Source organism: Nonomuraea sp. NPDC048892 (genome assembly GCF_040649735.1).
Classification (GTDB): domain Bacteria; phylum Actinomycetota; class Actinomycetes; order Streptosporangiales; family Streptosporangiaceae; genus Nonomuraea; species Nonomuraea maheshkhaliensis.
The window spans coordinates 380,067-401,371 of sequence record NZ_JBEZFZ010000006.1 but is presented as its reverse complement, the minus strand read 5'-3'; the positions used below and the strand labels follow the sequence as shown (position 1 = coordinate 401,371).

Sequence of the window (21,305 nt, the reverse complement as noted above, 5' to 3'; positions counted from 1 at the left end):
CCAGAACTTCGGGGCCGCCGAACGTGTCGAGCCGGACCGCCCTGCTCCTGCCCGCCGGCTGTTGCGTGCTCTGTTCCTGCATGTACGTCTGTCTCCTTGGAGGGAACGCCCGCCAAACGGACTATGCTCCGTTTCTATAGATGACCCTAACATAACCGGAGCGTGATCCGTTTTGGCTGACGAGGAGATGCGTGCCCCACGGGCGGACGCAGCCCGTAACCGCGACCAGTTGCTCGCGGTGGCGACCCGCGCGTTCATGTCGGCCGATGCCGAGCCGTCTATGCGCGCGATCGCCCGCGAGGCCGGGGTCGGCATCGCCACGCTCTACCGGCACTTCCCGACCCGCGAGTCGCTGGTCGACGCGGTCTACCGGGACCAGGTCGTACGGCTGACGACCGGCGCCCGCGAGCTGCTCGACCGGCTGCCCCCGGCCGCGGCGATGCGGCGCTGGATGGACCTGTTCGGGGACTGGATCGCCACCAAGAACGGCATGCTCGACACGCTGCTCGCGATGATCGAGGCGGGCGAGATCGCCCACGCGCAGACTCGGGACGAGCTGCTGGCGGCCATCACCACGATCCTCGACGCCGGTCGCGCGGCGGGCGACCTCCGCTCCGACGTCACCGCCGAAGACATCGCCGCCTCGCTCATCGGCATCTTCACGGTGGCGCCTCGGCGCGAGCACGAAGCCAAGGCCGGTCGCCTGCTGGACCTCCTGATGGACGGCCTCCGCCCCACCGCCCGGCCGGCGTGAGCCCGAGATCGGGGCGGCCAGTGCGGTGACCACTGATGATCGGTTGACGTTTGTCGCCTGACCTGTGATGTGCGCTCCCGCAGCCTGAACCCGATTCGCCGCGCGAGATGAAGGGTGCTCAACCAGCGGTGCCGACGCGAATGAAGGAAGATCTAGAAGTGGACCGGGCGCGACGAGCGTTGTCTCGTTGTAGGGACGAGGCGCACTCGGTGGATGAGGAGTTGCGGTGACCGAGCGGACCGAGCGGACCGATTGGGCTGGTCTCCGTGATCGACGACTGTTCGAGCCCGGAACGGCTGAGGCGTACGATGCGGCTCGTCTCGCCTTTGAACTCGGTCGGGCAGTGCGGCAGATGCGGCTCAACGAGCTGGAGGAGGCGGCGGCCGATCTGCGCGATCCGGCGCTGGTGCTCGCCCGATCGGTCACGGATACGGGAGAGCGGGTCTCGTTCGACGAGGTGCTTGCCGCTTTCGGGCAGACGCGAGAGTCGCTGTCAGCAATCCCGGACGATGAGTGAACCGTGTCCGACGTCGCCTTCACGGCCCTGCGGTCGAATAGGGAAGTACAGTTAATAGAACTGTACTTCTCTATCGGAGGTAGTCGATGGACAAGCCAGTCGAGATCTTCGACCGTGAGTACGAGTGGTCAGCGCTGAGCAGGTTCATCACCGACCCGCAGCCCGGCGCCACCTTGGGCGTGGTCTCCGGACGCCGACGTCAGGGGAAGACCTTCCTGCTCGATGCCGCGTGCCGGGCAGCCGGAGGGTTCTACTTCGGCGCGACCGAGGCCGCTGATGCCGAGTCGCTTCGTCGCATCAGTGCCGCGCTCACCGAATATTCACGCCCCGCGACCCCTCATCACTTCGCCCATTGGTCCGAAGCCATCGACGCACTCCTCGCGCTCGGCTCCGAGCGGCCGCTGCCCGTGGTGATCGACGAATTTCCGTACCTGGCCAAAGCCAACCCCGAGCTACCGTCACTGCTTCAGGAGGCTTTCAGGCCATTGCGCGATCAGCGAACCGCCTCCAGGACGAGACTTCTGCTCTGCGGTTCCGCCCTGTCCTTCATGGGCAAGCTGCTGGCGGGCAATGCGCCGCTGCGCGGTCGGTCCGGTCTGGAACTGGTCGTTCGCCCGCTCGATCACCGCCTGGCCGCCGAGTTCTGGGAGATCGCCGATCCGCGTCTGGCTCTCATGGTCAATTCGATCGTCGGTGGTACGCCCGCTTACAGGCGTGAGTTCGCCCGCGGCGACTCCCCGTCGGACCTGGCGGATTTCGATGACTGGGTCGTCCGTACGGTCCTCAATCCAGAGACGCCTCTCTTTCGCGAGGCGCGTTATCTCCTTGCTGAGGAACCGGACCTCCGCGACACCACTCTGTACCTGTCCGTCCTGGGAGCGGTGGCCGATGGGAACACCACTCGCGGTGGCATGGCCGGTTATCTCGAACGCAAGGCGACGGATATCGCACACCCGATCAATGTCCTCGAAGACGCTGGGCTGCTCCACAGAGACGCCGATGTCTTCCGGGAGAACCGCCCGACTTACCGCATCGCGGAACCGCTGATCGCCTTCTACCACGCGATCATGCGGCCCGTCTGGGACCAGTTGGAACGGCCCGGCAGCGCGAATCGAGTCTGGCAAGCCAGCCGCCGCCGTTTCGTCAGCAATGTCCTCGGCCCTCACTTCGAACAGGTCTGCCGCGACTGGGCCTTGCATCACGCCGAACCCGATCTCCTTGGCGGACTGCCCGCCCGCGTGGGGCGCGGCACCGTTCACGACCCCGCCACCCGCACCGGCCACGAGATCGACGTGGCCGTCATCGGCATCGCCGACGGTGGCAAGGCGCCCCTCCTGGCCATCGGGGAAGCCAAATGGAACGACACCATGGGCGCCGCGCACGTCGACCGGCTCCGGCACATCCATGACCTCATCACTCGGACCGGCCGCTATGACACCTCACAGACGAAGCTGATCTGTTTCAGCGGAGCGGGCTTCAACGGCAAGGCCCACCAGGCGGCGGCATCGTCATCCGAGCTCCGCCTCGTCGACCTGCCCGCCCTTTACGGTCAGAACTGAAGCGACCCATCCAGCAGGCCGTGTTCTCAGTCGGTGCGGCAGCAGTCGTCGTTCTGGTCGTGCTCGCGGGTGGCTGTCGGGGCTGTGCAGCAGGTGTCTCCGTGCCAGGCTGCGCGGCCTTCCTTGACGGCTACGGCGGCGATGGCCAGGGCCGCGACGGGGTCGGCCCAGGACCAGCCGAAGAGGCTGTTGAGGGCGAGGCCGGCGAGCAGGACGCCCGACAGGTACGTGCACAGGAGGGTTTGCTTGGAGTCGGCGACCGCCGAGGCGGAGCCGAGTTCGCGGCCCGCGCGCCGTTGGGCGTACGAGAGGCGCAGGACAGCGGTTTTGGGTTGGGCGTCTTCGTACCTGTTGATGCTGCTTGCGCATCTGGTGAGTCTCGCCCTGGACACTGCGCTTCGGTCCTCTGCGGTCAGCGTAAGGGCGGCGGTACGCGACCCGGCCGTGACCGAAGCTGCAAGCGATTGCGCTTGCGTTTATTTCGTTTGTTGCGGATACTGCGAAGAGGGGGTGACGTCATGACGGACGTGCAGGCCAAGCGAGTTCAGCCCGGGAGCATCGACGCCGAGGTCGCCGGTCGCGCAGTGCGCCGGATCAAGGACTACCTGATGCGGTACCCCGAGCAGTCGACCGTTCGAGTCGCCGGTGAGCACGGGGGTGAGGATCCGCTGATCCTGCCTCGCGAAGCCGTGAGTCTGCTTGCTTTCATCCTCGCCCAAGCAGCAGAAGGACGAGGAGTCACGGTCATTCCGTCGCACGCTGAGCTGACGACGCAGCAAGCGGCGGACATGCTGAACGTCTCACGCCCCTACGTGATCAAGCTTCTGGAGACGGGCGAGATCCCCTTCCGGTTGATCGGCAAGCATCGACGAATCAAGTACGAGGATCTCCAGGAATACAAGCGCCGCGATGACGCCAAACGCCGGAGCTCAGCCGATCAGCTCGCTGCGCTGGGGCAAGAGCTGGGCATCTGAGCAATGACATTCGTAGCGGTCTACGACGCGAACGTGCTCTATGGCAACGCCCTGCGCGACCTGCTCATCCGCCTCGCCATGACCGGGCGGGTGCAAGCCAAGTGGACCAACCGGATCCTGGACGAGATGCAGCGCAACCTTGCCGCCAACCGGCCCGACATTCCTGTGGAGAAGCTCGGCAAGCTCCGCTGCCTGATGAACTCCGCGGTCCGAGACTGCCTCGTCGAAGGGTACGAGCCGCTGATAGAAGGGTTGAAGCTTCCCGACCCGGATGACCGCCATGTGCTGGCTGCGGCGATCAAGGTGGGTGCGGAGACCATCGTCACCTCGAATCTCAAGGACTTCCCTGCTGACTACTTGGCTCCATGGGATATCAACGCAAAGTCGCCGGACGATTTCGTACTGGATCAGATCGACCTGGACGGACGAGTTGTCTGGGCTTGTGTGCAGCAGATCGCGGACTCACGGAGCAGTCCGCCGGAGACTGTTGATGATGTGCTCGACGCTTTGGAGGCGGCCGGCCTCGTTGAGGCGGTCGCTGCTCTTAGAGCCGGCTGAAACCCTGCCGAACTGATTCCGAGTCGACCTGCCCCTCTTCTACTGTCAGAACTGAAGCGACCCATCCAGCAGGCCGTGTTCTCAGTCGGTGCGGCAGCAGGGGTCGCTCTGGTTGTGCTCGGGGGTGGCCGTCGGGGGAGTGCAGCAGGTGTCTCCGTGCCAGGCTGCGCGGCCTTCCTTGACGGCTACGGCGGCGATGACCAGGGCCGCGACGGGGTCGGCCCAGGACCAGCCGAAGAGGCTGTTGAGGGCGAGGCCGGCGAGCAGGACGCCCGACAGGTACGTGCACAGCAGGGTCTGCTTGGAGTCGGCGACTGCGGAGGCGGAGCCGAGTTCGCGGCCCGCGCGCCGTTGGGCGTACGAGAGGAACGGCATGATGCCGAGGCTGAGTGTGGCCAGGAGCAGACCGGGGGTGGAGTGCTCGGCTGTCCCGGTGCCCAGCAGGGCGCGTACGGCGTCGAAGGTGACATAAGCCGCCAGAGCGAAGAAGGACAGGGCGATGACCCGGAGCGCTGCCCTCTCGCGGCGCTCGTGGTCGGTGGCGGAGAACTGCCAGGCCACGGCGGCGGCGGAGGCGACTTCGACGATGGAGTCCAGTCCGAAGCCGATGAGAGCGGCTGAGGAGGCGACGGTTCCTGCGGTGATGGCGACGGCGGCCTCGATCACGTTGTAGGCGATGGTCGCGGCGACGAGGAGGCGGATTCGGCGGCGCAGGATGGTGCGGCGGGCAGGGGCCGGGCCCAGGGGGAGGGCGGTCATCAGGGTCTCTCGTCGGCCGTGATCGGGCGCAAGGTGATGGTATGTCCGGTGGCTGACAGCAGGTGTTCGGCGGAGGCGAGGAGGTCCATCAGTTCCGGGCGGGTCAGGGAGTAGAACGACTGACGTCCTTCGGCCCGGTAGTCGACCAGCCCGCAGTCGCGCAGGCAGGCCAGGTGCTTGGAGACGGTTGACTGGGCCAGGCCGAGTTCGGTGGTGAGGTCTACGACGCGTGCCTCTCCGTGGGTCAGGCGTTGGACGATGCGTAGCCGGGTCTCGTCGGACAGGGAGTGGAACAGGGCTGCGGCTGGGGAGATGCCGGCGGCTATGTCGGCGGATACGCAGCGGCCGGCGTCCTTATTGATCGTCATATGGCGATGTTAGTCCAATTTGGGGATTTATCGCCAGTGGGTGATGGATGCTGTTGTGTTCAAGCGTTTGGGTCGAGTCCTAGCGCTCGGGTCGAGTGGTGGCGGCTGCGTAGGGGGTGGAGTCCGGTGGGTTCGGGTGGAGCATGATCTGATCACCAACGTTGCCGGGCCGGCCGACGTAGCTTTCCGTCGGCGGTCAGGAGTGCCATCTCGCCGTCCGGCGTGTAGGCGGCCGAGGTGGTGCCCGGGTGTCTGGCGAGCGTACGGCCGTGCAGGCTGCCGTTCTCCGTTGGCACGCTCCACGAGTTCTCGGGCTTGGGGCGGGACCAGATCTCGGCGATCATGGGGTCGACGTTACGGAGCCGGCCGATTTCTGCCACTCGCAGCAGGCGGCAGTCATCGTCGCCGCCCCACCCGTTGGCGAACAGGAGAAACTGTCGGTAACTCGGCGGCAGCTGCACGCCCAGCCGTTCTTCCAGCTCACTACGGACCTCCGCTTCGGCAGCCGGAGGAAACGGCTCGCCGAGTGGAGAGACCGCCGGGTGATCGGGACCTCCGGTCGCCGGATATCGTGCCGGGAAGCGTTCCGGCCAAGCGTACTGGGCGCACATTTGGAGAGAAGATACAGCCTTCAGCCGCTTGCTTCGACTGGGTGGGCAGGCGTGGCACAACTCATAGCCGACCTGAGCAACCAAGAATGCCTGTCAAGCGAAGTCCCCCGCATGGATTCCCTCTACGAAGGCATCCCACTCGGGCCGGGTGAAGGCAAGCACCGGACCCGCCTGCTCCTTGGAGTTCCTGAGGAACACGTAGGATCCCATGAACGCCACTTCGACACAGTCACCAGGATTACACTTCTTGCTCTTTAACCAGGTCAAATGACGCATACGAGGATCCGCCATGAAGTATCCCAGAGCTTCCCGTGGTAGGCACCCGTGCGTTGTCCGTGCTCTATCTCACGAGTGTAAGTTCCCTGCCCGGGATTCTCCTACACCATGAGCACGTCTCAGCACTTACCTGGCCGCCAGATCTGACGATCAAGACCAGTTCGCGTCACGGCGCCACCATCGAGCCGCAGCGGGAACACTAAAGGATGACCCGTTAACCCATTTTCGCAATGACACGCTCGATCAGTTCGCGTGACGCTTCTGGAGTCAGCGCCGTCTCTCGCAACGTCTCGAACGCCGAGTTGTAGTTGACGATCTCCGGATCGCGGCCCGTGACGGTGAGCGCGCCGCCGCGTGAGTTTTCCAGATACAGGACGGGACCGAGCGCACCTTCGAATTCCAGTACGGCGAAGTTGCCGGTCATGCCGAAATGAGCGCCGACTTCGAAAGGGATCACTTGGACCGTCAAGTAGGGGCGGGAGGACTGAAGCTCCAAAAGATGCTTCAGCTGATTGGGCATGATCTTGGGATCGATGCTCCGGCCCACGCGACGGCGGATGACGCCCTCGTCGAGAACGAACGCCTGCTCCGGTGAGGGGTCTCGTTCGAGCAGCTTCTCCTGGCGCAACATGCGTACGGTGACCAGCATGTCAGCCCGCTCTTCGCTCACGTATTGGCGGGTCAGCGCCTTCGCGTAGTCCTCGGTCTGCAGCAGTGCCGGCATCACCGCGAGGCCGAAGTGCTTGATCCTGGAGGCGCCGTACTCGTATCCGAGAAAGGCGAGATAGGCGGGGTCGCTGGAAAGCTCTCTGCTGTACGAACTCCACCAGCCGCGTTCTCGGGCGCCCCTGGCCAGCTCGATGAGGCGGGCCATGAGTGGATCTTCGTCCGCGATGCCGTACTGGCGCAGCAGGGCCTGCAGGTCCGTGGTGGAGATGCCGACGCTGCCCCCCTCGATGCGGATCAGCTTGGACGGCGACCAATCCAGCGCACGGGCGACTGTTTCTTGTTTCAGATTCTTCTCTTGGCGCAGGCGAACCAGCTCTGAAGACAAGAGGGCCCGATGAATGACCGGCCCTTGATCAGCGCACATCCTTACCTAACTCTCCGCATACAGCGAGGTCTCAAAAGTGTGCTACCTGCATTTTGACAGGAAGCATACCGCATGGTTCGTAGCGCCACGTGCACCGACCCCGTTGGCGTGGCATTCGCTCGGTACTTCACCTACTTCCTCGGGGTAAGAAGCTACCCACCGTACCCTACCTGGCAGGATGCAGGTGTATAGTAGCGACATGTAATCTGCCACATGCAGATGGCCAGATTACGATGGCTAGCTGAATCATTACCCAAAGTTAGCAGGCGAGCCTCAAGTGATGGTGGGAGATCGGGGGAGTCGCGACCGCTGTCACGTCATGCCCCGGCGGGCCCGCAGGCGAAAACACCCGGACGGCGATGGCGGAGGTGGGCGCCTGGGGTGCACATAACGAGAGCGAGGATGGAGAGCCCCGCTGTGTGCGGGATGCGAACCCGCACATCACGCCACCTCAGGCGCGTAGTCGCCTTGTTGGCGTAAGTCCCCCAGGTGGGGGCCGCTCTCCTGCCGGATGCCCACGCGTCTCTGCCTGCCAGCTGATGAAGGCGTGGACAACGAGAGAGCGGCCCCGTCGAACCCCCCGGAGGAGGTTCGTCATGTGTACGACCTCGACTGTGAGCCCCCAGCGGAGTGCCTGTCTAGGCATTCGGCTCGGTTCACTTGGGGCCACCGATGGAAGCCCTTGGTTTCCCGATCGGAATTACGCCCCCAAAGCGCCCATCAGCCCGCCAGTAAACCGGGACGTTCTACGTCCATCCCCCCATTGCCATCAATCACTTGGGGCAGGCGACGACCGCTGTCGGTCAACAAGGTGTGTCCTGAACGCCACAGCCTGCCGAATCCACATTCGGTGTTTCGGTCGTACCGATAGCGAGTGTGCCTGGCCTGCTCACATTCCTCACCTCGGCGTCGTGAGCCGGCACGACGGACGACCGGTATGAAGATGCCACCATCGTCACGTGTCCCTCACGTCGGGCTGGCGGTCGGCGGCGGCGTCCTGACCGTTACTCACCTGCCCATACTGCTGCCCGCCCGGATGTTGACCGATCAGATGAGCGGCCTTCTTGGCGTCGGCGCCATCATCCTGATCGTGGGTTCGCTGCTGCTGGCCACCCTGGACAAGGTCTTCCAATACCGGCTGCAGCGGCAGCGACAGGAGACCGAACGCATGGCGCAGGAGAAGCTCATCGGCATGATCAATTCAGCTGAGAGCTTGGTCGACTTCCTGCGATCCCGTACGGAATACGAAATAGCGGCACAAGGACGTCCGCTCGAAGACAACGTCGTCTGCCTGCGGCACGGCCACCCGAACGCAGCGGACGAACCTGCCGGAAGCGACACGGAGGCGACGGTCCAGGCGGACGAGCCCAGCGGGAGCCAGATAGGGGAGCGGATGATCGTTATTCGTCACCACTATCGGGCCGGGTGCCATGACTGTTCCTGTGCCGGTTGCCGAGGGCGGCAGAAAGCGGCGTTGAAGAAGACCGCCAACGACCGGAAACTTCGGAAGACCAACGGGGGCATATGACGCGGTGCCGTTATAGGGGCCGAGAGGGCAGACCGGGTGCGGGGTCAGGCCCCGGCTTGGCGCCGATGGTCCTGGGTGACGGGGTGGTCTGGGGCGTCGCGGCGGTGGGATCGATTGCCCCATCGCGTCTGGGTCGTTCCGGTTTCAGCGCGGCGTGGCGGGGGTGCAGGGGATCTCCAGGACGGTGGCGTGGGTGCCGTCGGCGTCGATGAGGTGTTCCTCGACGGTGGGGCCGGTGATGGTGAGGTGGTGGCGGTGTAGCCAGGCGAAGAGGTCCTGGCCGGCGCGGATCACGCTCGTTGCGGGAGGGACGACGGCTCGTACGACCGTGCGGCGCGGCAGGGTGAGGTGTTCGGTGGCGTCGTCCGTGGTCAGGGCGGCGGTGAAGGTGCCGGTCGGGGGTCCTTGGAGCCAGGTCAGCAGGGTTGCCGGGGGTGGTGGGCAGAGGGCTGACAGGGCTGTGGGGTGGTCGAGGGTCATGCGGTGGACGCGTAGACGGCGCGGGGCTACCTGGCTCTGTTGGGGCAGGATCGACATCGGTGTGGTGAGGTGCTCTTCGGCGTGTGCCGCGGTCGCGGTGAGGGCTGCGATGTCGTGGTGGAGGGTCGCGAGGGTCTCCTTCAGGGCCTGGTTCAGGTCCTGATCGGGGGCGTCCAGGAGGTCGGCGATTCGGCGTAGGGGGAGGCCGAGGCGTTGGAGGCCGCGGATGCGTTCGAGGCGGGACAACTCGTTCACGCCGTACCAGCGGTAGCCGGTTGCTCGGTCGGTCGCGGCGGGGAGCAGGAGGCCGAGCTTGTCGTAGTGGCGCAGGGTTCGTTCGGATACGCCGACCATGCGGGCCAGTTGGCCGATCCGCCACATGATTGCCTCTCCTGGTGGGTTGACCTTGTCGTCGCGTCAGGGTTTTAGCGTCCGGTTCATGACCGAATCGAATCCTCGGCGCCGGCTCGCCGGCGTGCTGCTGTTGACCTCGCTGGTTGCCATGGTCGCCGGTACCGCCCTCGTGGTGCCATCGGGGTTGACCCTGAATCCGTACGACTCAAGTGCCGTGTTGGTTGCGGTACGCGGGCATGTCGGGCTGCATTTGGGGGAATTGGCCTTTGATGTCGTGGGGTGGTTGGGGTTGGCTGCGGCTGGGCTGGTGTTGGCTGGAGTGGCCCAGGTTGAGTTGGTGTCCGGTGTTCGGGCTGCTCGCGCGTGGAGGTCGTGTCTGGGGTGGTTGGGCGGCGGGTTGCTGGCTGGGGCGGGGCTGGCGGGGGTGTTGCATGACGCGGGGAATCTGGCGGTCACGCAACTGGCTGGTCGGCCGGCGGCACCGGCTGTCGGGACCGTGGCCATGGCCGTGCTGCTCGTCGCGAAGTGGATGGTCAATCTGGCGGGGCTGCTGTGGGTGGCGGCCACCTTCGCCGGGGCCGCCGGGTTGCCGATGCCGGGGTGGCAGCGGGTCGCCGGGGTGGTTGCTGCGTTCTCCGGGCTGGCGGCCGTCGTTCTGCCGTGGACGACTGGGACGGAGGGTCCAACTGCGGGGCTGGAGCAGCTGGGGTATGCGCTCCATCTGCCGGTCATGGTTTGGTACGCCGTTCTGGGAGGGCGGTATGTCCGGTGAAGTCGCTGTGGATGGGTGCTATGTCCGGTGAAGTCGCTCTGGGTGGGTCGTACCTCCGGTGGTGCTGTCCAGCGTGGCCGCTGGTGCCGGTCGGTGTCGTGGTCGGATAAGCGATGGGCCTGGCCCCGGTGGGCGGTTATTCTCCTCGCCATGATCTTGCGGCCTGAGCGGCTGGAGCGTGGGCATCCGTTCCGGCAGTGGAAGACGTGGCGGATGCCGGGCGCCTCCCTGACCCTCACCGGCTACTCGCGCGCCAACGACAAGACCTTCTTCCACGTGCCGGAGCTGAAGCTGGCCCTCGACGCGGGGCTGGCCGAAGGCCGGCAGGTCGATACGGTGCTGCTGACGCACGCGCATCTCGACCACTCCAAGGACCTCGACTTCCTGGCCACGCGGGCGACCGGGGTCGACATGTACGTGCCCGAGCAGGTGCTGCCGTACGTACGGGACTATCTGCGCGCCACGACCGAGCTCAACCAGGCCGCCGCCTTCGAGCCGGCCCGGGCGGCGGGGGCGCGGGTGCACGGTGTGCGGCCCGGTGCGGAGTTCCGCTTCGGCAGGAACGGGTCGCACACGGTACGGGTGCTGGAGACCGAGCACAAGGTGCCCAGCGTCGGGTACGGCGTCGCCGAGAACCGGCGGGCCCTCCTGCCGGAGATCGAGGCGTTGAAGGAGAGGCTGGATCCGGGCGCGTTCGGCCGGGAGGTCGCGGGCAGGAGGAAGCGGGGAGAGGCGGTCGATCGGGAGGTTCGGCGGCCGTTGTTCGCCTATCTCGGCGACACGCACGCGAGTGCGCTCGGACGTGGCGGGTGGCTGTCCGAATATCCGGCGATCATCACGGAGTGCACCTATCTGGACGACGCCGAGCTCGATCGGGCGCGGCGTGTGGGGCACACGGTGTGGAGCGAGCTCAAGCCGTACGTCATCGCGCATCCGGACAATCTCTTCGTGCTGACCCATTTCAGCTTGCGTCACTCGGACCGGGAGGTGCTCGACTTCTTCGAGCGGGAGGGTGTCGCGAATGTGATGGTCTGGGCGCACGGCGAAGGCTATCTGCCCGAGCAGCACCAGCGCTGACCCGCCCCCGCGCGGGCGAAGGTCCGTCTCCGTGGGCAAAGAGGCCACCTGCGCCCGCCGCTCGTGGTTCCATGATCACCCATGAAGACAGCCGCAACGACCGTACGCCGGCGAGGGGTCAAGCTGCTGCTCGCGCTCCTCCCGGTCGTCGTCCTCCTGTCCGCCACGGGTCTCTACCAGCTGATGAACGCCCGAAGTTTCCAGCTCGCGGGAGAGCTGACCGACCGCGTGGAGACGAACGAGAAGGTCGTCGCCCTGACCTTCGACGACGGGCCCGACGAGCACACGCGTGAGATCATCGACCTGCTCGCCGAGCAGCGGGTGCACGCGACGTTCTTCGTCGTCGGCTCTCAGGTCGAGGCCCATCCCCGGCTGACGAAGGCGCTGGTGGACGCGGGGCACCAGCTCGCCAACCACACCTACAGCCACCGGCGCATGGTCTTCGTCTCGAAGTCCACCGTGGCCGACGAGATCGAACGTACCGACCGGGTCATCCGCGCGGCCGGGCAGCAGGGCGAGATCGTGTTCCGCCCGCCGACCGGCAAGAAGCTGCTGAGCCTGCCGCTCTACCTGTCCGAGCACCAGCGGCACACGGTCATGTGGGACATCGAGCCGGACTCGGGCACCACCCCCACGGCGGCCGAGATCGTCACGACCGTGCGCGACGAGGTCAGGCCGGGATCGATCATCCTGCTGCATCCCTGGTACGCCGGCGGCGCCCCCACCCGTGAGTCCATCGTGGGGCTGGTCACCGAGCTGCGCGAGCAGGGATACAGGTTCGTCACCGTCTCCGAACTGCTCGCCCTGCGACAGCGCTGACCCGCCGTTCATGACACCCGTCAAGGCCGCCGCCGACGGGAAAATTCAGCGTGTTCCGGCGTTGAATCCGTTTTTCTTACGGGTGGCCAGGTGGACATGGCGATTCGTACAGCCGATATTGGAGAGAAAACGGAGGTGCTTGAATGCGCGCACGCCTGGACCACCTCGTCTGCTGGGTCTCCGATCAGCTCTTATCCCTGCAGTTCTACGAGCAGGTGGTCGGGCTCCCCGGAGTCAGGGCCGACCAGTTCCGCCATGGGACGGCGCCTTTTCCGAGCGTGCGGATCTCGCCCGACACCATTCTCGACCTGATGTCCTATGACGCCATGCGCGGCGTGGACGAGGGAACCGGTGTACGGGGCAGCGCCGGGCATCCGTTGAACCATTTCTGCCTGGCCGTGAACGAAGAGGACTTCGACGCGCTCCAGGTACGGCTGAAGCGGCACGACGTGGAGGTCACCGGAACCAGAACCAATTCCTTCGGCGCCCGCGGAATCGCACCGGAGACTATTTACTTTCCTGATCCCGATGGGAACGTGATCGAGGTCCGATACTACGAGTGAGCCGGGCACGGACGACCCGGCGGACCATCGGGCCCATGTCCTCAAGGGCCGTCACCAGCACCGCCAGCTCCTCAAGCGCGTCCAGGGCCTGGGCGGCGCCGTCGGTGTCGACGCCCTCGTACAGCTCCAGCCCGACGAACGCCGCCGCCGTCGCCTTGGCCAGGCCCGACACGTCCGCGAACTCGGCCAGTGGCGAGGTCGCCAGCACCCTGCCGAGCGCCTGCTCCACCTCGCCGATCCACAGGTTCAGCCCGCCGACCACCGCCGGGGCGAGCTTGCTGTCGGTCTGGCTGCCGGCCAGCAGCTGGGCCAGCGCCGCGACGCTGCCCTCGGCGCGCTCCTCCTCGTGGATCGCGCGGCCGAGGTCGAGCAGCTCGCGCAGGGTCGTCACGGCGGCGAAGCGGTCGCGGTAGAGGACCATGCGCTGCTCGCAGCCGCGTTCGACGGCGGCGGCGAGCAGCTGGTCGACGCTGCCGAAGTGGTAGAAGACGAGGGCCTGGTTGACGCCGGCCGCGGTGGCGATCGTACGGGCGGAGACGCCGGCCATCCCCTGCTTCTTGAGCGTTTCGAGCGCCGCGTCGAGCAGCTTGGTACGTGTGTCGGCCACCAGGTTCCCCGGGCTTGTCGGGACGGGTCAGCGACGGGCGTCCTCCCGTCTCGGCCTAACGCTAGCGGGCACGCCGTGCTCGGCGACGTCCACGTACGCGGCGGTGAAGGTGCCCCAGTAGCCGAAGATCCGGCCGAGCAGGGGGTTGGAGACGGTCACCGCGATCCTGAAGCGCTCGATCCGTTCGTCGTAGTGCTCGCTGACGACGGCGGTGCCGGTGGCGGCGGACGGGATGCGGACGGCGAGCGGGCCCTCCAGCAGGCGCTGGCGGCCGGAGCGGATGACCAGGCCGCCGCGGTCGTCCACGGTGAGCGAGAGCGGGGCCGCGATGTGCTGGTGACTGCCCAGGTAGTCGAGCACCTGCGCCCGGGTCTCGTCGTAGATCATCGTGGCGTCGAAGCGGCTGTGCGGGAAGGTGCGGACGAAGGTCACGGTCTCGCGTCCGTACGAGTCGGCGTACGGATAGTTCTCGATCCGGAACGGGAGGTCGTGGCCGGTCTCCGCCACCAGGATGTTGCGGCGGCGGCCGAGGGCCAGGAACGGCTGGACGACGAGGCCGGCGTTCCAGACGCGGTGCATGACGCCGGTGCCGACGCAGGCCTCGCCGCTGTCCAGGCCTACCCGGAAGCGGCGCTGGAGCTGGGGGTGGAGGCGGGAGAAGTCGGGGCCGAGCGCGCGTTCGAAGATCGAGGGCATGGTGTGGTCGCTCCGTTTCCTTGCGGGGGGCGGCGTAGGCAGCGGCGGGCCGCCGGTGTGGTGGGGAGGGGCGGGATGGCGAGGGCGAGCGCGGCTGCCGCCAGGGCGGCGAGGGGCGGCAGTACGCAGGCGGCCAGTGCGACGGCGGCCGTGCGCAGGGTGGCCTCGGCGAGGGCTTGGCGCAGGAGGCGTTCGGGGGTTCTGCCGGTCTCCAGCCACAGGCGCAGCCGGTCGAACGACCAGGCCGTGGCCCACCACATCAGGCGGGCGGGCAGGACGTTCGGGCGGTAGCGGTAGCCGGTGAGGAAACGGACACCGCCGTCGGGGGCGGGGAGGTAGCGCCAGTAGCCGGAGCCCGAGCGGATGGGCGAGAGCGGGTGCGCCGAGCCGAACCGGAGCGCGGAGGTGCGGCCGCCGGCGCGGTTTTCGGTACGGGTCCCGGTGGTGATTCCAGCGCTGTTTCCGGTGGTGCCTTTTGTGTGGTGGCGGCTCTGGGTGGCGACGGCCGTGCCGGAGACGCCGAGTGTCGTGTAGCGCAGCCGGCCGCCCGGCAGGGCCTGGATCCGGCCGAAGCGCAGGTCCCAGCGCTGGTGCTGGGACAGGTCCTGGGTGGCCTGCCACACCTCCTCCAGGTCGGCCTTGATCAGGGTCTCGACGTACACGCGCATGCTGACACCGCCGGGAAGTTGAGCGGACGCTTAAGGCAGAGTACGGCGATTTGAGCAGTCGCTCAAGTGGCTTCGAAGTGTCGGTCGCTTCTGGTACACAGGCGGCATGGGTGTGAGCGTCGATGAGTTCCTGGAGTTGCTGAAAGAGCTGCCCGAGGTCAAGCAGGGCCACGGCGGCGAGTGGGTCGCGTTCAAGGTGCACGGCAAGGGGTTCGGCTACCTGTGGGAGGCCACCGAGACCGTCGGGCTCAAGGCGACGATCGAGGAGCAGATCGCGCTCGTCAGTGAGCGGCCCGAGGTGTTCGAGGTGCAGTTCACGGCGGGGCGGTTCGGCTGGGTGGTGGTGCATCTCGATCGGATCGACGCCGACGAGCTGTTCGAGCTCATGGCCGAGGCCTGGTGCCTGACCGCGCCCACGCCGCTCGTCGAGGAGTTCGAGGCGACCCACCCGATCGGGCAGAAGGTGCAAGCGCCGTAATCTCGGACAACGTGACTTCTGTGAACGTACGGCCGCGTCCCTGGTTCGACGGTGACGCGCCGGTCCGGCTACGACCCTGGTCCGAGGCGGACGCGCCCGTCGTGCTGCGTGCCTTCCGGGCCCCCGATCTGCGGCCGCAGGCGCCGCTGCCCGTGCTCACCCTCCAGGACGCCGCGGGCTGGATCGCCGCCTGGTCCGGTGTCGGCCACGCCTTCGCGGTGACGGTGGGGGAGCAGGTCGTCGGCAACGTCGCGGTGGACCGGATCGACGGCAACGACAACGGCTGGGTGTCCTACTGGGTGGTGCCCGAGGCCAGGGGGAAAGGGGTCGCGGCGGCGGCCACCGAGTTACTGGCCCGGTGGGCGTTCGAGGAGCGCGGGCTGTATCGGCTGGAGCTGGGCCACCGGACGAACAATCCGGCCTCCTGCCGGGTGGCCACCAAGGCGGGCTTCCTGCCCGAGGGGATCGAGCGGAGCAAGATCTGTTACGACGGCATCCGTTACGACGTCGAACGGCACGCCCGCCTCGTCACGGATTGATCGACAACCGGGACGTGCGGGGAGGGCGTGGCCTGGTCAGGGTGGGTGGGGCTGAACTACCCTTTGCGAAATGGACAGCGCGAGTCTGGCCGCGGCCGGGCTGCTGGCGGCACTGGGGCGGGCGTCGGAGATTCTCGCGGACTTACGCCACCCCTTCGCCAGGAGTGAGCGCTTCACCCTTTTCCTCCCGCCGGCCGGCGTCCGCGTCGGCACCGTCTTCACCCTGCCCGACGGCCGCGAGGTGCGCTTCGAGGTGTCCATCGTGACCGCCGGCGACGTCTTCCACGTGGACGGCGGCATCGACGCGGAGGGTGAGCCGCTGTTGGAGCTGCCGCGCAAGAGTGTGGAGACGATCCAGGACGGGCTGGCGGTGTTCGACGACTACGCGGGGGAGGTGACGGCTCCGGCGGCGCGGGTGATCGACGGACTGCTCGAAGAATTGTCGGACAACTAGACGAACGGTGTCTGGTTGTCTGACAATGGGTACATGAGGAATGGACCGCTCGCCGTCGTCGGCGCCTCCGTGCTCTGGGGCACGGCGGGCACGGCCGGCCTGCTCGTCAGCGCCGACTCCGTGGCCCTGGCCGCCGCGCGGCTGGTGATCGGCGGCGTGGCGCTCGCCCTGCTGGCCGGGGCCGGGCTGCGCCGCACGCTCAGCCCTGGGCTGCTGCTCGGCGCGGTGGCGGTGGCCGCCTACCAGCTCTGCTTCTTCGCCGCCGTGAGCCGTACCGGGGTCGCGATCGGGACCGTCGTCGCGATCGGCAGCGGGCCGGTGTTCACCGGGCTGCTGTCGTGGCTGCTGCACGGCCGCCGCCCGAGCGGGCGCTGGACCGCGGCCACCACCGCCGCCGTCTGCGGCTGCGCGGCACTGATCATCGGCGGCGACATCCAGGCGGGAACGCAGGTGGTGTCGGGGATTCTGTTCGCGTTGTTGGGTGGGCTGCTCTACGCGTTCTACGCGGTCACGGCGGCGCGGGCGATCGGCCAGGGCGGTGAGTCCAACGCGGTGATGGGGGTCATGTTCGGCGGAGCCGCGCTGATCATGCTGCCGGTGCTGGTGATCAGCGGCACCGGCTGGATCGCCTCGCCCGGCGCCCTGGCCGCCGTGCTCTACCTCGGGCTCGGGACCACCGCCCTGTCCTACTTCCTGTACGGCCGCGGCCTGCGCACCACCCCCGTGGCCACGGCCGCCACGCTGGCCCTGGCCGAGCCGGCCGTCGCCGCGCTGCTCGGCCTGGTGGTGCTGGGTGAGCGGCTGACTCTGGTGTCGATCGCCGGGCTTGTCCTGCTGGGTCTTAGTTTGGTGGCTGTGGCCGTACCGGAACGTACACCGGAAATGCAGCTAGAGTCGCAGCCGTGACCTTGCCCCTCAGACCCGTCTCCACCGTGGGAGCGCTCGCCGACGCCCTGCGCGGCAGGGTGTTGTCCGGCGAGATCGCGCCCGGCACCGCGCTGCCCGAGCAGGAGATCGCCGCGGCCTACCGCGTGGCCAGACCGACCGTCCGCGAGGCCCTGGCGGTCCTGGTCAATGAGGGGGTGCTGCGGCGCGAGCGCAACCGCAGCGCTCATGTCCCCGAGGTGACGCTTTCGGACCTCGAAGATCTCATGTACGTGCGCCGCCCCCTGGAGGACCTGATGGCGCAGGCCCTGGCCGGCCGGACGGTGGCGGGGGCGCAGGCCGCGCTCGACCGGATGGCCGCGCTGCCCGCCGACGCGCCCTGGTCGGAGATGGTGGGCGAGCACATGGCGCTGCACCAGGCGCTCATCGAGGCGGTCGGCAGCCCGCGGCTGGAGCGGCTCTACGGCGCGCTGGCCGTCGAGACCAGGCTCGGGCTGGTCCGGCTGCGTGCCGTCTACAAGGACAGGGACGTGCTCGTCCGCGAGCACCGCGAGTTGCTGGAGGCCATCGCGAACGGGCCCGAGGAGGCCGCGCGGGCGGCGGTGGCGGCCCATCTCAGCCACTCCTGGGGCGGCGAGGAGCGTCTCCCGGGCCCCGCGTGAGCGCCAATGAGCGCGAACCCTTGCGGTACTGCCCCGTAACTCGCAAGAATCGCGGCCATGCACGGCAATCCGATGCCGGACTCCTACGTGTATGTCACGGAAGAGGGCGTCACTCGTCACTACGCGGACGGTAGCGTCGAAGCCCTCGCCTGGGAGGACGTGGTGGAGGTCCGTGTCGTCACCGAAGCCGGGGAAGACGTCCTCTACATCCTGCTCGACCGCGACGGCGAGGGCTGCGTCGTGCCGCGCTCGGCCACGGACGCCACGTTCCTGGCCCGCCTGCGTTATCTGCCCGATTTCGACCTCGATCGGCTGACGGTGGCGAGCGACTCCGCGCACGACGGGGTCGTGGTCGTCTGGCGCAGCCCGGACCCGCCGTCGGCGCTTCCCGATCTGGAGTACGACTAGCCTCATCCGGAGGACGACGAGCCGTGATCCCGCGTACGCCTAGCCGTTTCGCATAACGGTAACCTCCCGAAATCTCCTGGCAAAACTCGCATTCCACCTGCGTACTGCTGCCACTGATGGATCGTTCCGTCAAGCCCTTCGCCCACCCATCAATCGTCCGATTGTGGACATTTGATGGTATTTCCCGGGTCGGAATCGATCTTTACTCTTTAGTGGGGGCCGCCGCCCTTGTTGTTCGTGGGAGCTGTCAACCCATGAGGCTCAAGGAACGTCCGGTTATCGCGGTGCACAGAGTTGTCAGGATGGTGTTATGAGGGTGGGGACTGGGGAGTCCGCCGTCGTGCTCCTCGAGGCCGTACCGCGCCGCGCGTCGAGCATCTGGACGCGTGCGTACCTACGGCTCCTGTTATCCGGGGACACGATGTGCGCGCTGTTCGCCTGCGTGTGCGTGCTGGGTGTGCGGCTGATCGCCGGCGCCTACATTCCCGCGGCCGAGTTCGTGCTGGGCTTCGGCCTCGTCGTCGCCTGGCCGCTCGCGCTCATGATGGGCGGCGCGTACCGCCAGCGCGCCAACGGCGAGGGAACGGAGGAGTTCAAGGCGGTGTTCAACGGCGGCGTCGGGCTGATGGCCGCCGTCGCGATCATGGCCTACGCCACGCAGACGGTGATCGCGCGAAGCTTCGTGATGGCCATGCTGCCGCTCGCGCTGCTGGCCACGCTCTACTACCGCTATCGCATGCGCAAACGGCTCCACCGAAGGAGAGCGGTGGGCGAATACATGCGCCAGGTGATCGCGGTCGGGCACCGGGAGTCGATCCTCGACCTGGTGATGCAGTTCAGGCGCCAGCCTTATCACGGAATGCGGGTGGTGGGAGCCTGCCTTCCTGAGAACGCGATGGACGTGGACCTGGACGGCATTCCGGTGCTGGGGTCGTTCGGCGACGTGGCGAGCGTGGTGGAGCGGGAACGGGCCGACGCGGTGGCCGTGCTGGCCTGCCCCGAGCTCGACGGGGCCGCGCTGCGCCGGCTGGCCTGGAGCCTGGAGACGGCGCGCACGGATCTGTTCGTGGCCCCGGCCCTGCTCGACGTGGCCGGGCCGCGCATCAGCATCAGGCCGGTCGCGGGGATGCCGCTGCTGCACGTGGAGCATCCCGAGTTCAACGGCATGCGGCAGTTCGTGAAGGCTGTGTTCGACCGGCTGGTCGCGGGGATCGCGCTGCTGGTCCTGGCGCTGCCGCTGCTGGTGCTGGCGCTGGTGATCCGGCTGACCAGCCCTGGGGGAGCCCTGTTCTACCAGGTACGGGTCGGCAAAGACGGCAAAGAGTTCCGTGTCGTGAAATTTCGTACGATGGTGGTGGATGCCGAAAGGCTCAAAGGCGGCCTCCTCGACGACAACGAGTTCGACGGCGTGCTGTTCAAAATTCGGAACGATCCAAGGATCACCCGGGTAGGCGCATTCCTGCGGAAATACTCCCTCGACGAGCTGCCCCAGCTGCTCAACGTCCTGCGCGGCGAGATGTCCCTCGTCGGCCCCCGCCCCCCGCTGCCCGAAGAGGTGGGCAAATACGGCGCCGACGTCCGCCGCCGCCTCGTCGTCAAGCCGGGCATGACCGGGTTGTGGCAGGTCAGCGGACGCTCCGACCTGACCTGGGAGGAGTCCGTCCGCCTCGATCTGCGTTACGTGGAGAACTGGTCGCTCATCCTCGACCTGCAGATCCTCTGGAAGACCTGGTCCGTCGTCACCCGTGGAGAAGGGGCGTACTAGCGGTGAAAGCACTCGTGCTCGCCGGGGGGTCGGGCACACGGCTACGACCCATCACGCACACCTCGGCCAAGCAACTGGTCCCGGTCGCCAACAAACCGGTCCTGTTCTACGGCCTTGAGGCCATCGCCGCGGCCGGGATCACGGAGCTGGGCCTGGTGGTGGGCGACACCCACGCCGAGATCGAGGCGGCGGTGGGCGACGGCTCGGCGTTCGGGCTGCAGGTCACCTACCTGCGCCAGCAGGCGCCGCTCGGGCTGGCCCACGCCGTGCTGATCGCCCGCGACTACCTGGGCGACGAGGACTTCGTCATGTACCTGGGCGACAACTTCATCGTGGGCGGCATCAACGGCCTGGTGGAGCGGTTCGCCAGGGAACGGCCGGCGGCTCAGATCATGCTCACCAAGGTCGCCGACCCGCGGCAGTTCGGGGTCGCCGAGCTGGACGCGGAGGGGCGCGTGGCCGGTCTGGAGGAGAAGCCCGCCCGGCCCAAGAGCGATCTGGCGCTGGTCGGCGTCTACCTGTTCGGCCCGGCCGTCCACAAGGCGGTGGCCGAGCTCAAGCCGTCCTGGCGGGGCGAGCTGGAGATCACCGACGCGATCCAGTGGCTGATCGAGGCCGGGCTGCGCGTCGAGTCCTCGATCATCTCCGGCTACTGGAAGGACACCGGCAACGTCACCGACATGCTGGAGGTCAACCGGCTGGTGCTCGAATCGGTCGAGCCCCTGGTCCAGGGCCGGGTGGACGCGGTCAGCGAGCTCATCGGCCGGGTCGCGATCGAGCCGGGCGCCGTGGTCGAGCGCTCCCGCGTCGTGGGCCCGGCCATCGTCGGCGCCGGCGCCAGGATCCAGGACAGCTACGTCGGCCCGTACACCTCGATCGGGGCCTCCTGCGCCATCACCGGCAGCGAGATCGAGTACTCGATCGTGCTGCCCAGAGCCTCCATCGCCGGGGTCGGCCGGATCGAGTCGTCGCTGATCGGACACGACGTCGAGATCACGTCGGCTCCCAACACGCCCAAAGCCCACCGTCTCGTACTGGGCGATCACAGCCAGGTACAGATCAGTTCTTGACATCCGCCCCT

Annotated in this window: 27 protein-coding genes and 1 pseudogene; 18 read left to right on the top strand and 10 right to left on the bottom strand. The window is 67.3% G+C overall.

Annotation, left to right across the window (positions count from 1 at the left end):
• The first annotated feature begins 187 nt into the window (after positions 1-187).
• The 3 genes from AB0C28_RS23035 (at position 188) to AB0C28_RS23025 (ending at position 2,830) form a co-directional block, all read left to right on the top strand.
• Entirely contained in the window at positions 188-754 is a 567-nt protein-coding gene (locus AB0C28_RS23035; RefSeq protein ID WP_357846271.1) for a helix-turn-helix domain-containing protein, read from the top strand.
• Between the two features lie 226 nt (positions 755-980).
• Positions 981-1,271 (top strand): hypothetical protein, encoded by a 291-nt coding sequence (locus AB0C28_RS23030; protein ID WP_358077138.1) that lies wholly within the window; start codon positions 981-983, stop codon positions 1,269-1,271.
• 86 nt (positions 1,272-1,357) lie between these two features.
• Entirely contained in the window at positions 1,358-2,830 is a 1,473-nt protein-coding gene (locus AB0C28_RS23025) for an ATP-binding protein (protein WP_358077135.1), read from the top strand.
• A 26-nt stretch (positions 2,831-2,856) separates the two neighbouring features.
• On the opposite strand, the pseudogene AB0C28_RS23020 reads toward AB0C28_RS23025, so the two are convergent.
• A pseudogene (locus tag AB0C28_RS23020) lies at positions 2,857-3,141 on the bottom strand (cation transporter); the annotation flags it as partial.
• A 207-nt stretch (positions 3,142-3,348) separates the two neighbouring features.
• Between AB0C28_RS23020 and AB0C28_RS23015 the strand changes: the two are divergent.
• Together AB0C28_RS23015 and AB0C28_RS23010 are read left to right on the top strand one after the other, a co-directional pair.
• Positions 3,349-3,804 (top strand): helix-turn-helix domain-containing protein, encoded by a 456-nt coding sequence (locus AB0C28_RS23015; protein ID WP_357846265.1) that lies wholly within the window; start codon positions 3,349-3,351, stop codon positions 3,802-3,804.
• A gap of 3 nt (positions 3,805-3,807) precedes the next feature.
• Positions 3,808-4,362, top strand: coding sequence for a PIN domain-containing protein (locus tag AB0C28_RS23010; RefSeq protein WP_358077132.1), 555 nt, complete (start codon positions 3,808-3,810; stop codon positions 4,360-4,362).
• Between the two features lie 81 nt (positions 4,363-4,443).
• Here AB0C28_RS23010 and AB0C28_RS23005 read toward each other — a convergent pair whose 3' ends face one another.
• From AB0C28_RS23005 to AB0C28_RS22985, 5 genes are all read right to left on the bottom strand, one after another.
• Positions 4,444-5,121 carry a cation transporter gene (locus tag AB0C28_RS23005; RefSeq protein ID WP_358077129.1) on the bottom strand — a complete coding sequence of 226 codons (678 nt, stop codon included), beginning with the start codon at positions 5,119-5,121 and terminating at the stop codon, positions 4,444-4,446.
• Positions 5,121-5,489 carry a metalloregulator ArsR/SmtB family transcription factor gene (locus AB0C28_RS23000; protein WP_358077126.1) on the bottom strand — a complete coding sequence of 123 codons (369 nt, stop codon included), beginning with the start codon at positions 5,487-5,489 and terminating at the stop codon, positions 5,121-5,123. The genes AB0C28_RS23005 and AB0C28_RS23000 overlap by 1 nt, the downstream gene beginning before the upstream one ends.
• 152 nt (positions 5,490-5,641) lie before the next feature.
• Positions 5,642-6,100, bottom strand: coding sequence for an SMI1/KNR4 family protein (locus AB0C28_RS22995; RefSeq protein ID WP_358077123.1), 459 nt, complete (start codon positions 6,098-6,100; stop codon positions 5,642-5,644).
• A 93-nt stretch (positions 6,101-6,193) separates the two neighbouring features.
• Entirely contained in the window at positions 6,194-6,376 is a 183-nt protein-coding gene (locus tag AB0C28_RS22990; protein ID WP_358077389.1) for a DUF397 domain-containing protein, read from the bottom strand.
• Between the two features lie 214 nt (positions 6,377-6,590).
• A complete protein-coding gene (locus tag AB0C28_RS22985; RefSeq protein WP_358077120.1) occupies positions 6,591-7,430 on the bottom strand; it encodes a helix-turn-helix transcriptional regulator in 840 nt (279 codons plus the stop codon).
• Between the two features lie 976 nt (positions 7,431-8,406).
• Here AB0C28_RS22985 and AB0C28_RS22980 point away from each other — a divergent pair.
• Positions 8,407-8,997, top strand: a complete 591-nt coding sequence (locus AB0C28_RS22980) for a hypothetical protein (RefSeq protein ID WP_358077117.1) — start codon at positions 8,407-8,409, stop codon at positions 8,995-8,997.
• A gap of 144 nt (positions 8,998-9,141) precedes the next feature.
• Here the strand turns inward: AB0C28_RS22980 and AB0C28_RS22975 are convergent, their stop codons facing one another.
• On the bottom strand, positions 9,142-9,858 hold the full coding sequence (locus tag AB0C28_RS22975) for a MerR family transcriptional regulator (RefSeq protein WP_358077114.1): 717 nt from the start codon (positions 9,856-9,858) through the stop codon (positions 9,142-9,144).
• 58 nt (positions 9,859-9,916) lie between these two features.
• Between AB0C28_RS22975 and AB0C28_RS22970 the strand changes: the two genes are divergently transcribed.
• From AB0C28_RS22970 to AB0C28_RS22955, 4 genes are all read left to right on the top strand, one after another.
• Positions 9,917-10,603: a hypothetical protein gene (locus AB0C28_RS22970; protein ID WP_358077111.1), complete on the top strand. Its 687-nt coding sequence runs from the start codon at positions 9,917-9,919 to the stop codon at positions 10,601-10,603.
• A 150-nt stretch (positions 10,604-10,753) separates the two neighbouring features.
• A complete protein-coding gene (locus tag AB0C28_RS22965) occupies positions 10,754-11,680 on the top strand; it encodes an MBL fold metallo-hydrolase (RefSeq protein ID WP_357846249.1) in 927 nt (308 codons plus the stop codon).
• 81 nt (positions 11,681-11,761) lie between these two features.
• Positions 11,762-12,499 carry a polysaccharide deacetylase family protein gene (locus tag AB0C28_RS22960; protein WP_357846247.1) on the top strand — a complete coding sequence of 246 codons (738 nt, stop codon included), beginning with the start codon at positions 11,762-11,764 and terminating at the stop codon, positions 12,497-12,499.
• Positions 12,500-12,642: 143 nt separating this feature from the next.
• The gene (locus AB0C28_RS22955) at positions 12,643-13,062 is read left to right on the top strand and encodes a VOC family protein (RefSeq protein WP_346101004.1); all 420 of its coding nucleotides are present in this window, start codon (positions 12,643-12,645) and stop codon (positions 13,060-13,062) included.
• On the opposite strand, the gene AB0C28_RS22950 is transcribed toward AB0C28_RS22955, so the two are convergent.
• Genes AB0C28_RS22950 through AB0C28_RS22940 form a run of 3 tightly spaced genes read right to left on the bottom strand, consistent with a single transcriptional unit; the run spans position 13,007 to position 15,033 of the window.
• On the bottom strand, positions 13,007-13,669 hold the full coding sequence (locus AB0C28_RS22950; RefSeq protein WP_357846244.1) for a TetR/AcrR family transcriptional regulator: 663 nt from the start codon (positions 13,667-13,669) through the stop codon (positions 13,007-13,009). The two genes, AB0C28_RS22955 and AB0C28_RS22950, sit on opposite strands and share 56 nt — an antisense overlap.
• 27 nt (positions 13,670-13,696) lie before the next feature.
• Positions 13,697-14,365: a DUF4166 domain-containing protein gene (locus tag AB0C28_RS22945; protein WP_358077108.1), complete on the bottom strand. Its 669-nt coding sequence runs from the start codon at positions 14,363-14,365 to the stop codon at positions 13,697-13,699.
• Positions 14,287-15,033, bottom strand: a complete 747-nt coding sequence (locus AB0C28_RS22940; RefSeq protein ID WP_357846240.1) for a hypothetical protein — start codon at positions 15,031-15,033, stop codon at positions 14,287-14,289. Before AB0C28_RS22940 ends, AB0C28_RS22945 begins: the two co-directional genes overlap by 79 nt.
• 106 nt (positions 15,034-15,139) lie before the next feature.
• Here AB0C28_RS22940 and AB0C28_RS22935 point away from each other — a divergent pair, with 106 nt between their 5' ends.
• The 8 genes from AB0C28_RS22935 (at position 15,140) to AB0C28_RS22900 (ending at position 21,294) form a co-directional block, all read left to right on the top strand.
• Positions 15,140-15,511 carry an MmcQ/YjbR family DNA-binding protein gene (locus tag AB0C28_RS22935; RefSeq protein ID WP_357846238.1) on the top strand — a complete coding sequence of 124 codons (372 nt, stop codon included), beginning with the start codon at positions 15,140-15,142 and terminating at the stop codon, positions 15,509-15,511.
• An 11-nt stretch (positions 15,512-15,522) separates the two neighbouring features.
• Entirely contained in the window at positions 15,523-16,050 is a 528-nt protein-coding gene (locus AB0C28_RS22930; RefSeq protein WP_357846236.1) for a GNAT family N-acetyltransferase, read from the top strand.
• A 70-nt stretch (positions 16,051-16,120) separates the two neighbouring features.
• Complete coding sequence (locus AB0C28_RS22925; RefSeq protein ID WP_357846234.1) at positions 16,121-16,504, top strand: hypothetical protein; 384 nt, start codon at positions 16,121-16,123, stop codon at positions 16,502-16,504.
• A 33-nt stretch (positions 16,505-16,537) separates the two neighbouring features.
• Positions 16,538-17,410: an EamA family transporter gene (locus AB0C28_RS22920; RefSeq protein ID WP_357846232.1), complete on the top strand. Its 873-nt coding sequence runs from the start codon at positions 16,538-16,540 to the stop codon at positions 17,408-17,410.
• A complete protein-coding gene (locus AB0C28_RS22915) occupies positions 17,407-18,051 on the top strand; it encodes a GntR family transcriptional regulator (protein WP_357846229.1) in 645 nt (214 codons plus the stop codon). Before AB0C28_RS22920 ends, AB0C28_RS22915 begins: the two co-directional genes overlap by 4 nt.
• Positions 18,052-18,108: 57 nt before the next feature.
• Positions 18,109-18,459 carry a hypothetical protein gene (locus AB0C28_RS22910; protein WP_106246263.1) on the top strand — a complete coding sequence of 117 codons (351 nt, stop codon included), beginning with the start codon at positions 18,109-18,111 and terminating at the stop codon, positions 18,457-18,459.
• 310 nt (positions 18,460-18,769) lie between these two features.
• The gene (locus tag AB0C28_RS22905; RefSeq protein WP_357846227.1) at positions 18,770-20,224 is read left to right on the top strand and encodes a sugar transferase; all 1,455 of its coding nucleotides are present in this window, start codon (positions 18,770-18,772) and stop codon (positions 20,222-20,224) included.
• Between the two features lie 2 nt (positions 20,225-20,226).
• Positions 20,227-21,294: a glucose-1-phosphate thymidylyltransferase gene (locus AB0C28_RS22900; protein ID WP_358077105.1), complete on the top strand. Its 1,068-nt coding sequence runs from the start codon at positions 20,227-20,229 to the stop codon at positions 21,292-21,294.
• Positions 21,295-21,305 lie beyond the last annotated feature (11 nt).